The sequence below is a fragment of the Protofrankia sp. Cas3 genome (assembly GCF_963555955.1).
Lineage (GTDB): Bacteria > Actinomycetota > Actinomycetes > Frankiales > Frankiaceae > Protofrankia.
Genome location: NZ_CAUVXP010000026.1, coordinates 12,269 through 26,894, shown reverse-complemented (window position 1 = coordinate 26,894; position 14,626 = coordinate 12,269). Strand labels below are relative to the sequence as shown.

13 protein-coding genes are annotated in these 14,626 nt (G+C 67.2%); 10 read left to right on the top strand and 3 right to left on the bottom strand.

The genetic code is table 11. From position 1 onward, the window contains the following. Window positions 1-83: 83 nt before the first annotated feature. Together U9983_RS07630 and U9983_RS07625 are read right to left on the bottom strand one after the other, a co-directional pair. The gene (locus U9983_RS07630) at window positions 84-1,154 is read right to left on the bottom strand and encodes an inositol-3-phosphate synthase (protein ID WP_322753347.1); all 1,071 of its coding nucleotides are present in this window, start codon (window positions 1,152-1,154) and stop codon (window positions 84-86) included. Window positions 1,155-1,323: 169 nt separating this feature from the next. Beyond that, window positions 1,324-1,953, bottom strand: a complete 630-nt coding sequence (locus tag U9983_RS07625; RefSeq protein ID WP_322753346.1) for a PadR family transcriptional regulator — start codon at window positions 1,951-1,953, stop codon at window positions 1,324-1,326. 321 nt (window positions 1,954-2,274) lie between these two features. Here U9983_RS07625 and U9983_RS07620 point away from each other — a divergent pair, with 321 nt between their 5' ends. The 10 genes from U9983_RS07620 (at window position 2,275) to U9983_RS07575 (ending at window position 13,567) form a co-directional block, all read left to right on the top strand. Then, the gene (locus U9983_RS07620) at window positions 2,275-2,676 is read left to right on the top strand and encodes a DUF5318 family protein (protein WP_322753345.1); all 402 of its coding nucleotides are present in this window, start codon (window positions 2,275-2,277) and stop codon (window positions 2,674-2,676) included. Window positions 2,677-2,879: 203 nt separating this feature from the next. After that, a complete protein-coding gene (locus U9983_RS07615) occupies window positions 2,880-5,423 on the top strand; it encodes a transglycosylase domain-containing protein (RefSeq protein WP_322753344.1) in 2,544 nt (847 codons plus the stop codon). A gap of 142 nt (window positions 5,424-5,565) precedes the next feature. Continuing rightward, window positions 5,566-7,389 carry a glycosyltransferase family 87 protein gene (locus U9983_RS07610; protein WP_322753343.1) on the top strand — a complete coding sequence of 608 codons (1,824 nt, stop codon included), beginning with the start codon at window positions 5,566-5,568 and terminating at the stop codon, window positions 7,387-7,389. Then, on the top strand, window positions 7,386-8,795 hold the full coding sequence (locus U9983_RS07605) for a hypothetical protein (protein ID WP_322753342.1): 1,410 nt from the start codon (window positions 7,386-7,388) through the stop codon (window positions 8,793-8,795). Before U9983_RS07610 ends, U9983_RS07605 begins: the two co-directional genes overlap by 4 nt. A gap of 183 nt (window positions 8,796-8,978) precedes the next feature. After that, complete coding sequence (gene rpsF, locus U9983_RS07600) at window positions 8,979-9,299, top strand: 30S ribosomal protein S6 (RefSeq protein ID WP_322751390.1); 321 nt, start codon at window positions 8,979-8,981, stop codon at window positions 9,297-9,299. 13 nt (window positions 9,300-9,312) lie between these two features. Continuing rightward, window positions 9,313-9,873 (top strand): single-stranded DNA-binding protein, encoded by a 561-nt coding sequence (locus U9983_RS07595; RefSeq protein WP_322753341.1) that lies wholly within the window; start codon window positions 9,313-9,315, stop codon window positions 9,871-9,873. 95 nt (window positions 9,874-9,968) lie between these two features. Next, entirely contained in the window at window positions 9,969-10,205 is a 237-nt protein-coding gene (gene rpsR / locus U9983_RS07590; protein WP_131749434.1) for a 30S ribosomal protein S18, read from the top strand. 11 nt (window positions 10,206-10,216) lie between these two features. Continuing rightward, entirely contained in the window at window positions 10,217-10,663 is a 447-nt protein-coding gene (rplI, locus tag U9983_RS07585) for a 50S ribosomal protein L9 (protein WP_322751388.1), read from the top strand. A gap of 606 nt (window positions 10,664-11,269) precedes the next feature. Then, on the top strand, window positions 11,270-12,637 hold the full coding sequence (gene dnaB, locus U9983_RS07580) for a replicative DNA helicase (protein ID WP_322753340.1): 1,368 nt from the start codon (window positions 11,270-11,272) through the stop codon (window positions 12,635-12,637). Window positions 12,638-12,691: 54 nt separating this feature from the next. Then, entirely contained in the window at window positions 12,692-13,567 is an 876-nt protein-coding gene (locus U9983_RS07575; protein WP_322753339.1) for an SAM-dependent methyltransferase, read from the top strand. 109 nt (window positions 13,568-13,676) lie between these two features. On the opposite strand, the gene U9983_RS07570 is transcribed toward U9983_RS07575, so the two are convergent. Beyond that, window positions 13,677-14,555 (bottom strand): helix-turn-helix transcriptional regulator, encoded by an 879-nt coding sequence (locus U9983_RS07570; RefSeq protein ID WP_322753338.1) that lies wholly within the window; start codon window positions 14,553-14,555, stop codon window positions 13,677-13,679. Between the last annotated feature and the right edge of the window lie 71 nt (window positions 14,556-14,626).

Here is a 14,626-nt window from a genome sequence, read left to right as displayed (position 1 = left end):
TGGCCCGGCCGCCCCCTCCGGGTGGCCGGACCACTCTCGTACATCCCGGGTCGCCTTGCGCGGGACGCCTCGCGCGGGGCGTCCTACTCGCCGCGGATGAACGCCTCCAGCTTGTCACGTGCGACGTTGTCGCGGTACTGCTCCGGCGGCGACTTCATGAAGTAGGAGGATGCGGCGACCAGCGGCCCCCCGACACCCCGGTCAAGAGCGATCTTGGCGCAGCGAACCGCGTCGATGACCACACCGGCACTGTTCGGCGAGTCCCACACCTCAAGTTTGTACTCCAGGTTCAGCGGCACATCGCCGAACGCGCGTCCTTCGAGGCGGACATAGGCCCACTTGCGGTCGTCGAGCCAGGAGACGTAGTCGGACGGGCCGATGTGGATGTTTTCCCGGCCCATGTCGTGGGAGAGCTGAGACGTCACTGCCTGTGTCTTGGAAATCTTCTTGGACTCCAGCCTGTCCCGCTCGAGCATGTTCTTGAAGTCCATGTTGCCGCCGACGTTGAGCTGCATCGTGCGGTCCAGGACAACGCCCCTGTCTTCGAACAGCTTTGCCAGGACACGGTGGGTGATTGTCGCGCCCACCTGCGACTTGATGTCGTCCCCGATGATCGGCAAGCCGGCCGCGCGGAACTTCTCCGCCCATTGCGCGCGGCCCGCGATGAAGACCGGCAGGCAGTTGACGAACGCGACGCCCGCGTCGATCGCGGCCTGGGCATAGAACTTCGCCGCGTTCTCGGAGCCGACCGGCAGGTAGCAGACAAGGACGTCGACTCGGGACTCACGCAGCGTGGCCACCACGTCCACGGGTTCCTCGTCGGATTCAGCGATCGTCTCGCGGTAATAGCGACCAAGGCCGTCCAGAGTGTGGCCGCGGGCGACGGTGACGCCCAGTGGCGGCACATCGGCAATCTTGATGGTGTTGTTCTCGCTGGCGACGATCGCCTCGGACAGATCGCGTCCGACCTTCTTGGCGTCGACGTCGAACGCCGCGACGAACTCCAGGTCCCGAACGTGGTACTGGCCAAGCTGGGTGTGCATCAGGCCCGGTACCTGCGCCGACGGCTCAGCGTCGCGATAGTACTCGATCCCCTGGACGAGGGATGCGGCGCAGTTGCCCACACCGACAATAGCGACACGTACCGAACCCATGACGGTCTGCTCCCTTTGGCTGTGTGTGAAGCGGTATTGGTTGTGGACGCTGGTGGGTGGGGCGGGGATGCGGGCCCTGCGGTGCCGCCGAACTACCCGGTGGGCGGGACCGCGTCGCCGTTGTCCTCCCGGCCCGGTGGCGTCGGCACGCTGGCCGGAAGGTGCGCGATCATGGATCCTCCTGCGCACCTGGAGGCCCGGTTGATTGTGGAGCTGCGGGCAGGTCTGGTGGCAGCCCCGCGGACACGGCGGTCGGCGGTGGTTGCGTCCGTCCGGTCTCGGCCCGTTCGGTTTCGATCAGTTCAGTGAGCCAGCGGACCTCGCGCTCGACGGACTCGAGGCCGTGGCGCTGCAGCTCGAGGGTGTAGGAGTCGAACCGCTCGCGGGTCCTGGTCAGGGCGGACCGGACCTTCTCACGCCGTTCCTCCAACCGGCCGCGTCGACCTTCGAGGATGCGCAGTCGGACAGCCGCGTCGGTCTTGCCGAAGAAGGCGAACCGGACGCCGAACATCTCGTCCTCCCAGGAGGACGGCCCACCCTCACCGAGCAGGGTGGCGAGGCGTTCCTTGCCCTCGGCCGTGAGGGTGTAGACAACGCGGCTGCGGCCGCCGAGGCGACCCGCGGCACTGGAGTCGTCGGCGGTGACGTAGCTCTCGGCCGCGAGCTTGCGCAGGCATGGATAGAGGGACCCGTAGCTGAAACGGTGAAAGGTACCCAGCACGGTGTTCAGCCGCTTCCGCAGCTCGTAGCCGTGCATCGGACTCTCCGAGAGCAGCGCGAGGACGGCCAACTCCAGCATTGCCGCTCCCTCCACCGTAACCGACCTGGCGGTTGTCTGATCCAGCGAGTGCCTGAACCGATGGTTGTGATCTGGCTATTTTGATCTCGTCGTGGTGATCTCGTTATGGTGATCTAGCGGTCAGACATATCGCTTCGATACATCGAGGATGCCACTTCGGGGAATCCAAGGCAACAACGGATGTCTGGTGTGGAACGGCGAGATGGTTGGATCGTGTCTCGGCCGGCCGTGGCACACCGTGTTCGGAGGGTTCTCCGGCGCTCGGGGCGCATCTGTCCGGACCGTCTGCCGGGTCGCCGCATCCGGCGTACCGTCTTTGCCATGCGCCCACGGTCGGTTATCGACTACGCGCTCGCCCGGCGAGCGACACTCGCTGACCTGCATGCGGGCAGGGTGTCGACGACAGACGTCTGTGACGCTCACCCATATCTGCTCCGGGCGGCCAGATATCATGGCGAGGCGACCACCCGGCGCTGTCCGGTCTGTCGTAACGAACCTTTGATCAACGTGACGTACACCTACGGTGACGAGCTTGGCGTGAGCTCCGGGCGGGTCCGGGCCACCAGGGATCTGCCGGCGCTGGAACAGCGCTTCAGCGAGCTGAACGTCTATGTCGTGGAAGTTTGCACCTCCTGTGGCTGGAACCATCTGACCACGTCTTTTGTGATCGGGACCGGCCAGCCACGAGTCAGGCGGGGGAGCCGTCGGCGCACGGCAGACTAAGAGCGCCCGCACGCCCTTTGGGCGGGTTGGCTGTGTGGGGCCTCCGGGCGTGCGGAAAGGCCACGATCGCACGCCCTTTGGCCGGCTGAGGCCGGTTTTACCGGAGCCGGTGTGGGTGCGTCCAGGTGGGGCGGCGTAGCGTCTCCCGGCAGCCACCGACCATGCGGGGTCCGTACCCCCTGCCGCAACGGACGGGACTGTCAGTGAGGCCACCCTACGATCGGGACGTGCACCCGCGCGACGATGACAACGCACGTACGCACGTGCGCCGTCCGCCGGTCCGCCGGGACCATCCCCGTACCGCCGGTTCGGGCGCGCCCGATCGTGGTCCCGACGGCCGGGGTGGGGCGCGCGACAGCCGCTACGACACGACGGACCGCGCCGCGATGGAACGCATCGGCGTCCGCGAGCGCACCGGCGACTCCACCACCTACGTGCGCCGCCCTCGCCCGGATGACGTGCCCGCCGCGGCTGCGGGTGACGCCCTTGATCAGGTCGGCGACCCCCCGGCCCGGCGTGCGGGTCGCCGCGCGGCCGCGTCCACGGTCAGGAAGGGCCAGGGCAAGCACGGTCCGATGTTCTGGCGAAACCGTCCACGGTGGTTGCGCCGGCTGGTCCTGCTCGGGCTGTTGTCCAGCGTGCTGATGGTCGCAGCCCTGGTGGCGCTCGTCCTGGCCTTCACAAAGGTGCCGCTGCCGGCAACGGTGAACACCGCCGAACAGACGTCGGTCATCACCTACGCCGACGGCCGGACCGAAATCGCCAAGATCGGAACGGTCAACCGGACGAACGTTCCGCTCTCCCAGGTGTCGGTGGACGCCCAGCACGCGGTGCTGGCCGCCGAGAACAAGAACTTCTACAGCGAGCCCGGCATCTCCCCGAAGGGGATCGCCCGCGCGATCTGGGTGAACCTCAGTGGTGGCGAGATCGCCCAGGGCGGTTCCACCATCACCCAGCAGTACGCCAAGAACGCCTATCTGACCCAGGAACGGACCTTCTCCCGGAAGTTCAAAGAGATCGCCATGGCGATCAAGATCGATCAGCAGTACTCCAAGGATGATGTGCTGGAATTCTACCTGAACACGATCTACTTCGGCCGTGGATGCTACGGCATCGAGGCCGCGGCCAAGACCTACTTCGGCAAACCCGCCAAGGACCTCACGGCCGAGGAGGGCGCGGTCATCGGCGGGCTGATCCGCTCCCCGAACGCGCTCGACCCGCGGGCGACCCCGGCCGCCGCCGAGCGTCGCTGGCATGAAGTGATCGACACGATGGTCGCCAAGGGATGGTTGGGCGCGTCCCGCGCCGGTCCCGACAAGAAGCCGCCGGTGACCAAGGAATGGGACAAGTCCAACGGCCTGGCGGTGTCATCGCCACAGGCCGCCTACATTCGTGACCAGGTCAAGGCCGAGCTGATCGCCGCCGGTATCACCGAGCAGCAGATCAACCTCCAGGGTCTGCGCATTCAGACCAGCATTGATCAGGGTCGCCAGACGGCCGCCTACCTGGCCGTCACGAACGTGCTCCAGAAGCCGTCCACGGCCGTGCCCGATCTGCGAACCGGGCTGGTCGCGGTCGAACCGAGCACCGGGCGGGTCCTTGCCTGGTATGGCGGTTCGATCTACGGCAAGGGTGCGAACGGCCAGACCTTCTGGGAGGACAACGTCTCAGAGGCGAAGGTGCCGCCCGGGTCGACGTTCAAGCCGATCACGCTGGCGACCGCCCTGACGCACGGCGCGAGCCTGAACTCGACCTATGAGGCCCCGGACGTGCTGAAGATTCCCGGAAACTCCGCCGACGGCACTGGAACCTACGTCGTTCACAACGACGAGGAACACGGCAACTTCGGCTATCCCAACCTGGTCAAGGCAACCGCGGAGTCCATCAACACCGTGTTCGTGCCACTCGGTATCACCGCCGGGATCGACAACGTGATCTCCACCGCGCGCGCCCTCGGCGTGTCCAAGGACATCGCGCTCACCGACGACGCCGGGGTTACGCTGGGCCGGGACGGCATCAGCGCAAAGAACATGGTCGCGGTCTACAGCACCTTCGCGAACGGGGGCAAGGCGACCACCCCACACCTCGTCGACCGGGTCGTCGATGGCAAGGGAAAGGTCATCTACGAAGGTCCGACGGGATCGACGACCGCACTGTCGGCGAGTGTGACCGCGGATGTGACCTACGCTCTGCAGTCGGTCATCAAGGACGGCACCGGCAAGGCCGCGCAGTTGGCCGACGGCCGTCCGGTGGCTGGCAAGACCGGTACCACCGACAAGTTCCGGACCGCATGGTTCTGCGGTTATGTCCCGCAGGTGGCGGCCTGCGTGAACATGTTCCGCGGGGACGGCGGGGTGAGCAAGGAGACCGCGCTGACCGGAATCCCCGGGGCCATGAGCGGTGTCTACGGCGGCGGTTATCCCGCCAAGGTCTGGAAGGCCTTCATGGACGGCGCCCTGACCGGCGTGGCGCCGCAGCCCTTTGTCGCGCCGAAGTACGTCGGGACGGTCACGAACGCGTCACCGTCGCCGACCCCCGGGCCGAGCGTCCCGCCGCTGCCCGCGCCGGTGCCGTCAGTGGTGCTGCCGTTCCCCACGCAGTCGCGACCGACTCCGGAAAGCTCGCCCACCGCCGGCGCAACCACCCCACCCGGCCCGGTGCAGCCGACAGTGACACCGAAGGCCAGACCATCGCCCACCAGCGGCACCATTAACATTTCGCCGCTTCAGGCCGGGTCTATGCAGTGAGCTCATGACGTCCGGCGGCGACCACTGAGCGCGAGGCGCGCCCCGCATGGAAGGCATGCTGTTCCAGTGCCCCATGCTGGTCGGGTGAGAATGCCCCATGGTTGATGGCTGCCGGGAGACACATCCTGGGACGGATCCGGACGTGTCGCGTCCCACGGCGCCCGCCCGACGGGTGAGCCCGTCGGGCGAGGACCCCGTGGTTGCCGGTGCGAGCATGCTCATCGGTGGTCCGCCCGGGGCCCACGCCCGCATCGGTGTCAACCGGAGCTGGTGGACACCACTGCGGCTCCTGATGGCCTTCACCGTCCTGATCTGCCTGCTGGCCTACGCCCAGAAGGCACCGTGCCGCGACACCCGCAACTGGTCGCACGAGTACCAGTACACGCGCATGTGCTACTCCGACGTGGTCGCCCTGTACGGCCAGGAGAGCCTGGCCAACGGCAAGCGGCCCTTCCTCGACTACCCCACCGAGTACCCGCCGCTGATCGGCGCGGCCATGCAGTTCGCGTCATCCGTCGCCGGATTCGCCTCGCCGTCGCAGCCGGTGTACCGCGACGACGGTGGCCGCCAGGTTGTGGCCAGCTACACGATCGATCATCGAACAGCCACCTTCTATGACGTCACAGCTCTGTTGTTCCTGGTGGCGGCCTGTGTCGCGGTGTTCGCCACGGCCCTGACCGCGGGCAGGGCCAGAGCCTTCGACGCCGCGCTGGTCGCGCTCGCGCCCGTTCTGGTGCTCCATCTCATGACCAACTGGGACATCCTGGCGGTGGCGTTCGCCGCCGCCGGCCTGCTTGCCTGGTCACGCCGAGCACCCACGCTCGCCGGCATCCTGATCGGGCTCGGAGCGGCGACGAAGTTCTACCCGGTGCTGTTCCTGCTGCCGCTGGCAGTGCTCACCCTGCGTGCGGGCAGAATTCGGCCCTTCGTCCGCACGCTCGTCGCGACCGTGGTGACCGCACTGGTGGTCTGGGTGCCCCTCTGGCTGGTTGCCGGGTACTTCAAGGGCGATGAACGGGTCGGCGACAGCATCTGGACGACGCTGTGGGCCGGTGGTGACTGGTTCGGCAAGCTCGGGGGCCACTGGGGCGACGGGACGAACGCGATGCTGCGCTTCGTCGACCTCAACTCCGAGCGCGGTCCGGACTGGGACTCCCTGGCCTTCGCCACGACCTGGCTGGCCAGCTCCTTTTCGACCCACATGTTCGGCGCCGTCCACCTGCTCACCATGGCGGTGGTCGGGATCGCGCTGGCCGTCATCGCCATCGCGGCGACGTCGCGATGGCCGGCCTGGCGATGGCCGATCGTGCTGGTGGCGTGCACCGGGTGGCTACTGGTCGCGGCCTGTGTCCCGGTGGTGCTGACCGATGTCCGGGAGCACGGCATCCCCACCGGCAAACTCAACATCATTTCGATAGTCGTACTGGGGATGCTTCTTCTCGGCATAGCCGCGCTGGGATGGTTCGCGCCCCGGCGTCCGCGCCTGCCCCAGCTGTTGTTCCTCACGATCGCGGTGTTCCTGCTGACGAACAAGGTCTTCTCGCCGCAGTACACGCTGTGGCTGGTACCGCTCGCCGCGCTGGCCCGGCCACGGTGGCCGGCGTTCCTGGCCTGGCAGGCGAGCGAGGCATATGTGCTGCTCACCCGGTTCCTGCACTTCGTCTACAACGACACCAACGGAGCGTCCGGGATCGACCGTGGCTGGTTCGTGAGCGCCGTCGTCATCCGCGACCTCACCTTGTGTGTGTTCGCCTCGCTGGTCGTACGCGAGATCCTGCGGCCCGAACTGGACGTCGTCCGCGTCACCGGAGCGGACGACCCGGCGGGTGGCGTGCTCGACGGGGCGGCGGACCGGCGCAGTCGTCGGGCCATGCGCGCCACGGCGGACACCGCGACCGCGACGGACCGGGACGCGACGCAGGCCGGGCCGGGCGGATGGGCGGCGGCCGTCGGGGCTGGTCCATGACCGTGCCATCGGAAGATCCCCCCCCTGACCGGACCGGTCGCGCCCAACCGGATTCCGGCCTGGCCGCGCTGCCCGGGTCCGGTGCGCCCGGCATAGGCCGGACGTGGCTGAACTGGATTCCGCAAGCAGTCCGGGCGACCCTGCCGATCTGGTTCGTCAGTCGGGTCACGGTCATCGTGCTGTCCTTGGCCACATCCCGGGCACTGTCCGGTCAACCGGGTGCTGATCTGCCGGGCGTGTCGGCGCTGTGGAACCGCTGGGATGTCGGACTGTTCACCAAGGTCGCGCGGTTCGGGTACGAGTCCCCGATGTACACCGACCACACCGAGGTGGACTTTCCGGGCTACCCGATCGCGATGCGCTTCGCCCACCTGTTCATCGGTGACTGGACGGTCGCGGGGATGGCGGTCTCGTTCGTCGCGGGGGCCGTGGCGGTGGCGGCCATCTGGCAGATGCAGATCGATGACACTTCGGCCGCAGGAGCGTCGACCTCGACCGGACCGGTGGTTTCGGCGTCAATCGACCGGTCCGGTGGGACCGGACCGGTGTCCGCCGGGACCGGACGGGCCGCCGCCGGGACCGGACAAGCCCGTGGTGGGACCGGACGGGCCGCCGGCGGTATCCGGCTCTGGGCTGGTCCGGGTGACCAGGACCGCCGTGCCGCGGACTTCGCGGTCCTCGCGCTGCTGCTGTTCCCCTATGCGGTATTCCTCTGCGCCGGGTACTCGGAGGCGATCTTCCTCGGTTTTGCCACCACGTCCTGGCTCGCCGCCCGCCGCCAGCACTGGTGGCTCGCCGGCCTGCTCGGCGCCGGTGCAGCCTCGACGAGGGTCACCGGAATCCCCTTCTGCGTCGGGCTGGCGGTGCAGTATGTCGTCAGCCGGCGACGCGCGGGGCTACCGGTGTTCGCGACGTCGGGACTCGCGCTCGCGCTGCCTCCGTTGCCCGTCCTCGCCTTCGTCACCTACCTACGGGTGCGCACCGGACGGTGGGACTCCTACGCCTGGGCGATGCGGGTCGGCTGGCACCGGGACATCGACTGGCCCTGGGTGGGATGGCGGGCGACCTGGCACGGGGCCTTCGACGCGTCGCAGTCCTCGGCGTGGACCTGGTTCTGGCGTGGTGAGATGGCCGCCGTGGTCGTCGGCGTAGTCCTGACCGTGGCGCTGGTGTGGTCGGCGCGCCTCGGTGAGGCTGCCTTCGTCGGCGTTGCGACGTTGCTGATGAGCAGCTCGAACTACTACGCCTCGGGGATCCGGACAATTCTGGTGGCCTTCCCGATGTACCTGCTGCTCGCTCGGGTCGCGACCCGGTGTCCCTGGGTGCGGCCGGCCTACATCTGGCTGTGTGCGCCCGTCATGGCCGCTTTTGTCGTCGCCTTCACCCAGGGTCAGTGGGTCGACTAAGAGCGCCCGGTGTCGGCCACCGGTGCGGGTGCGAGCTGGTCGACGTGGATCGAGTAGTGTTTGCCAGGTTGCCGTTCGTTGGCCCGCGCGCGTTGCACGTGCGGGCGTTCTGACACGCGGCACTGTCCCTCCTGCCACGGAACCCTCCGTGGCCGCCCGAGTCCACAGGAGGTGGGTTCACCCTTGCCACGGCATTACGAACTGATGGTCATCCTCGAACCGGATCTTGAAGAGCGTACGGTCGCGCCCTCCCTCGACCAGTATCTGACCGGTGTCCGCGCCAGCGGCGGCGTTGTCGAGAAGGTCGAAGTCTGGGGCCGCCGCCGGCTCGCCTACGAGATCCGTAAGAGCGTCGAGGGCATCTATGCCGTCATCGACCTGCACTCCGAGCCGGATGTGGTCGCCGAACTCGACCGCCAGCTCGTCCTCAATGAATCGGTGATCCGCACCAAGGTGATCCGGCTTCCCGAGAAGAAGAAGCCCCGACGCAAGATCGCGGCCTGAAGGGAGCGGCTTCATGGCCGGCGAAACAGTCATCACGGTGGTCGGAAACCTGACGAACGACCCCGAGCTTCGGTTCACCCCCAACGGTGCCGCGGTGGCCAGCTTCACCGTGGCCTCGACGCCGCGGACCCTCGACCGGACCACCAACGAGTGGAAGGACGGGGACGCGCTGTTCCTGCGTTGTTCCATCTGGCGGCAGGCTGCGGAGCACGTTGCCGAATCGCTGCAGAAGGGCGCCCGGGTCATCGTCCAGGGTCGGCTCAAGCAGCGGAAGTGGACCGACCGTGAGGGTAACGAGCGCATCTCGGTCGAGCTGGACGTCGAGGAGATCGGCCCTTCACTGAAGTACGCCACGGCGAAGGTCGTCAAGGCGGCTCGTGGTGCCGGCGGTGGCGGTTATGGCGGACCGAGTGCCGGGGCTGCGCCCGGCGGTCCTACCGGCGGGGCTGGCGGCGGGGCTGGCGGCTACGGTGCCCCGGCGCCCGCCGGCGGCGGATCGGGATACGGCGGCGGTGCAGTCGAGGACCCGTGGTCCGCGCCGGCCGGCGCCTACTCCGAGGAACCCCCGTTCTAGTGGTCCGCTAGCGGACCACTAGTGGCCCGTGTGGCCTGCGGATGCGCGAATGGAACGGGCCTGCGGTCGAACCCACAGACATATAGGAGTGCACGATGGCCAAGGCGGCCGTGCGCAAACCGAAGAAGAAGGTTTGCGCGTTCTGCAAGGACAAGAGCGACTACATCGACTACAAGGACACCTCGCTGCTGCGGAAGTTCATCTCCGATCGCGGTAAAATCCGCGCCCGGCGGGTTACCGGAAACTGCAGTCAGCATCAGCGTGATGTGGCGATCGCGGTGAAGAACAGTCGCGAGATGGCGCTGCTGCCTTACACTTCGACGGCTCGCTGAGGAGGCTGGCGATGAAGCTGATCCTCACTCAGGAGGTACCCGGCCTCGGCAGCCCCGGTGACACGGTCGAGGTCGCCGGTGGGTACGGCCGCAACTACCTCATCCCGCGTCGGTACGCGATCGTGGCGACCCGGGGTGCCGAGAAGCAGATCGCCCAGATCCGCCGGGCCCGGTCGGCTCGGGCGGTTCGGGACCTCGGGCATGCAAAGGAGATCGCCGGCCAGCTTTCCAACCTGTCCGTCCAGCTGGTGAGCCGGGCGGGTAAGGAAGGCCGACTGTTCGGCTCCGTGACAGCGGCGGACGTGGTGGCAGCGGTGGCGGCGGCCGGCGGTCCCGATCTGGACCGCAGGCGGGTGGAACTGCCGAAGCCGATCAAGTCACTGGGTGCCCACACGGTCTCGGTGCACCTGCACACGGACGTCGTCGCGACCGTCAGTCTGGACGTGGTCTCCGCCTGAGAACGTCCGCCGGAGTGGTTCCACCTGAGAAGGTCCGGCCTGCATGGCGGTACGGGACTGCATGGCGGTACGGGACTGTAGGGCGGTATGAGTGACCGCGGTGTTGCCGACCGGCCGATGGACCGGCCGGTCGATGCCACATCGCGGTCACTTTTCGTATTTCTGTCCGCAGTCGGATCCATGCACAGCGTGAGTCGCCGGCCGTCCGGGGGCAGCGGTGATCGGATCCACGGATTTCTTTCGTCCACAGGCGGTGGATGACGCCGGCGCCTGCCAGACCGCGACATCAGCCTGGACGATCTATTTTCCGATCGGTTATCCACAGCTTCGAGGGACTTGTCCTGATGCTTTCCCCAGGACGTTCGGTCTTATCCACAGTTGTTATCCACAGGTTCTGTGGATAACTCTTTGGGGCTTCGGGCCGCTCCCCCGTACAGTCGGCGCCGCTGGTGGCGGGCGCTCTTAGGGTCGGCTGTCGGTGGGGGGTGCCCGGTCGGACATTGACAAAGCCACTCTGGTGGTCGAACATATGTTCGATAGTTAGATGTGTGTCGAAGCTGCGGTCACGAGAAGCGGTCACGACAAGAGGCGCTATGGGGGGTGGTCATGACACTGACCGACATTGACCGCGCCCGGGGTGGTTCGGGCGGGTCGGTCGAGTTCGACCGCACTCCACCACATGATCTTGCAGCTGAACAGAGCGCGCTGGGCGGCATGCTGCTGTCCAAGGATGCGATTGCCGACGTGGTGGAGGTACTCGCCGCGGGCGATTTCTACCGTCCCGCGCACGCCACCGTCTACGGCGTCATCGGCGACCTGTACGGCCGTGGGGAACCGGCTGACGTCATCAGTGTCGCCGCCGAGCTCGCCAGACGGGAGCTGCTCGAACGGGTGGGTGGGCCGGCGTACCTGCACACCCTCATCTCAAGCGTGCCGACGGCGGCGAATGCCGGCTACTACGCCCGCATCGTGGCGGAGAAGGCCGTCCTGCGCCGCCTGGCCGAGGCCGGTACCCGCATCGTCCAGCTCGCCTTCGGCCCCGCGCAGGACGTGGACGAGGTCGTCGACCGCGCCCAGGCGGCCGTCTACGAGGTCACCGAACGTCGCTCAAGTGAGGACTACACCCCGCTCGGCGAGTTGCTCAACCCCGCCCTGGAGGAGATCGAAGCCATCCAGGGGCACAACGGGTCACTGACCGGGGTCCCCACCGGCTTCAATGATCTGGACGAGCTGACCAACGGGCTGCACGGTGGCCAGTTGTGGATCATTGCGGCTCGGCCCGCTGTCGGCAAAAGCACGCTCGGTTTGGATCTTGCTCGGGCTGCGTCCATCCGTAACGGGATGACATCGGTGATCTTCTCGCTGGAGATGAGCCGCATGGAGATCACCATGCGGCTGTTGTCGGCGGAGGCCCGGGTGTCCCTGCAGAGCATCCGTACCGGGCGGCTCACCGACGACGACTGGGCCCGTCTTGCCCGCCGGATGGGCGAGGTCGCGGACGCTCCCCTGTTCATTGACGACAGCCCGCACCTGACCATGATGGAGATTCGGGCGAAGGCCCGGCGGCTCAAACAGCGCAACGACCTCCGGATGATTGTTCTCGACTATCTGCAGCTCATGTCGTCGCCAAAGCGGACGGAAAGCCGCCAGCAGGAGGTCAGCGAGATATCGCGTTCACTGAAACTGCTCGCCAAGGAGCTGGATGTCCCGGTGGTGGCGATCTCCCAGCTGAACCGTGCCTCGGAACAGCGTGCGGACAAGCGCCCACAGATCTCCGACCTTCGCGAATCAGGATCGCTCGAGCAGGATGCGGACGCGGTGATCCTGCTGTACCGGGAGGATGCGGTGGAGAAGGAGTCAGCTCGCGCCGGCGAGGCCGACCTGATCGTCGCCAAGCACCGTAACGGCCCGACCGGCACCGTCACCGTCGCCTTCCAGGGCCATTACTCCCGTTTCGTCGACATGGCCAGCTGACCGCGGTTCGTCGTCGGCCGCTCAGGCACCGCGAACCGGGAAGGGATGTGACCGTTGCAGCCGCGCGGACCGCTGCGGGGCGTGGGGAAGACCGCGCTCGGAGTAGCGATGATCCGCGCCCGCGAGAGCCGGCGGGACGACCGGCTGTTTGACGACCCGTATGCGCAGGCGTTCGTGGACGCCGCACCAGGGGCGTTTCCCGACGAGCCGAAGACCGAGAGGCAGGTGGCTGCGCTCGGGCCGCTGGCATCCCTGGGAGCGGTGTTCCACCTCCACGGCGTCATCCGTACGCGGTTCTTCGACGACTACCTGACAGCCGCCACCGCGGCCGGATGTCGGCAGGTGGTGCTGCTGGCCGCGGGCCTGGACACCCGGGCCTTGCGGCTTGCCTGGCCGCCGCGCACCCGCGTGTTCGAGCTCGACCTTCCCGACGTGCTGGCCTTCAAAGACACGGTGCTGGCCGCTTCCAGCGCTGTGTCACGCTGCGAGCGGGTCACCGTGCCGGCTGACCTGCGGGAGGACTGGACGGCGACGCTGACCGAGGCGAGCTTCGACGCCACCAGCCCGACGGCGTGGCTGGCCGAAGGGCTGCTCCTTTACCTCACCGCCGACGAAGCGGGACGACTGCTCACCAACGTCAGCGACCTGTCCGCACCGGGCAGCCAGCTCTCGTTCGAGCACACCCCCATGGCCGCCGCCAGCCTGACCGCCGCCGCCAGCCTGACCGCCACCACACGCCAGATGCCGACCATGCAGCAGTACACGGCGCTGTGGAAAGGCGGACTCGGGGCCGACGCCCCCGGCTGGCTCAGCGGCCACAGCTGGCAACCCCAGTTCCACGAACTCGCCGCACTCGCCGCTTACTATTGCAGGCCGATTCCCGACGCGACCCACGGTGGCTTTCTCACAGCCCTGCGCGTGACTCCATGACCCCAGCACGCAGCCGCCGCCCACAGGAGCCCCTCGGTCAGCCCTTCCAGCGGGGCCGGATTGCCGAGTACATCGTCCGGCACAGGGATTCGGTGGTTGTCGACCGGTGTCAGCGTTGCTCGGAGACGATTTTTTCGATGTAGGCCCGGCGATGCCGGTCGAGGATCGGGTCGATTTCCGTGGTTGCCTTGCTCGCGAACTCGGCGAAGATCCGGAGTAAGATCTGGACTTCGTCAGGATCCTGGTGCGACACTATTGTCATCGGTGTCTCGGACAGCACGCGGTTCTCGTCGAATATCTCCATGCTGCCCGACGGCGGCACGACAAGCTCGGTCCCATCGGGGATGAAGGCGATGGTAATATTCGGTCGGTTGGTCGCGAGCGCCCTGATGCGATCAATTTGAGCAATCATGGCCGCGGGTGCCGCCACCGGATAACTCAGTACCGACTCCAACAGAACGAAGTGGAAAGTTCGCTTTTCGTCGTACAGTATCTTCTGTCGTTCCATCCGTAGGGCGACCGCATCCGCTCCATCGACGAGGTAGTCGATATCGAACAGTTCGCAGAAACGCACGATGATTGCCTGGGCGTATTCGCTCGTCTGGAGCAGACCGGGAATGAGAGCCGGCTGGAAGAAGCGAACAACCAGCGCGGCGGCCTCATGCTCGAGGTACTCGGGCTGAAATCGGCCTATGTATGGCCTGGGGTCGATGATGGGGGCTGCTCCCGACCCGATGCGCTCGGCGGCCTGCCGGAACTGCAGCACCACGTCGTCGGGCTCGCCGAGAGCCCGCACGATGGCTTCGATGTCGTCAGGGCCGGGTGCGATCGTGCCGGTTTCTATCCGTGAGATTTTGGACTGGCTCATCCCCGCCCGGCTGGCGAGTTCCTGGCCGCTGAGCCGGTGCCGGTGCCGCAGGCTCGCGAGTTCGGCACCGAGGTCCAGCCCGTCCGCTCGCCTTGATGCGTCGTCCGGGAGGTTCCTCATGCCAGCCACCCTTCCGAGTCGGATCTGGGAGGTCGGCGGTGCGATCACGGATGACGTTCGCACCACCGCAG